Origin of the sequence: Frankia sp. AiPs1, from assembly GCF_023716945.1 — a bacterium.
In the GTDB taxonomy this organism is placed as follows: domain Bacteria; phylum Actinomycetota; class Actinomycetes; order Frankiales; family Frankiaceae; genus Frankia.
This window is the reverse complement of sequence record NZ_JAMQQF010001115.1, coordinates 1-745: the sequence shown is the minus strand read 5'-3', so window position 1 is coordinate 745 and position 745 is coordinate 1. Positions and strand designations below refer to the sequence as shown.

Annotated in this window: 1 protein-coding gene; it reads right to left on the bottom strand. The window is 75.6% G+C overall.

Features of this window, described 5'->3' with window-relative positions; all coding sequences use genetic code 11:
- Positions 1-745, bottom strand: a 745-nt coding sequence (locus tag ND748_RS33190; RefSeq protein WP_374216106.1) for an aminotransferase class V-fold PLP-dependent enzyme, incomplete at both ends; no start/stop codon positions are given.

Sequence of the window (745 nt, the reverse complement as noted above, 5' to 3'; positions counted from 1 at the left end):
GGCCACAGCCGACGCCGCGATCCCGGCGCGGCGCAGCCAGCCCGCGAGCGTCTCGGCGCGGGCGGCGAGCCGTTCCGGCCGGGCGCGCAGGGCCTGCCGGACTGGCGAGTCGGGGTGGCGCAGGGTCGCCTCCAGCGCGGCGAGGGTGAGCTTGCCTGCGCGCAGTGGCCGGGACATCGGATGGCGTCGGATCCGGTCGATCAGGTCGGCCCGGCCGAGGAGGAGACCGCACTGCGGGCCGCCGAGCAGTTTGTCGCCGCTCGTTGTGACCACGTCGACCCCCCAGCCGAGCCAGCTCGTGGCGTCGGGCTCGGCGGCGAGTGTCGGCTCGGGATGGAGCAGGCCCGAGCCGCAGTCGCCGACGAGCGGCACCTCGAAGTCGGCGCAGAGGGCGGCCAGATCGCTGATGGTGGGGCTGTCCGTGAACCCGATCACCTGGTAGCTGGCCGTGTGCACACGCAGCACCAGGCCGGTGTCGGGGCCGATGGCGTCCGCGTAGTCGCCGAGGGTGGTGCGGTTGGTCGTGCCGACCTCGCGCATCCGTGCGCCGGCGGCGACCAGGAGCTCCGGCAGCCGGAAACCGTCAGTCGTCTCGACGAGCTCCCCTCGGCTGATCACCACCTCTCGCCGCCCGGCGAGCGCGGCCACCGTGAGGGCGAGGCCCGCCGCGTTGTTGTTGACGACGTGCACGCCCGCCGCCGCCGGCACCGCCGCGGCCAGGGCGGCCAGGGCGGCCGGGGGAGAG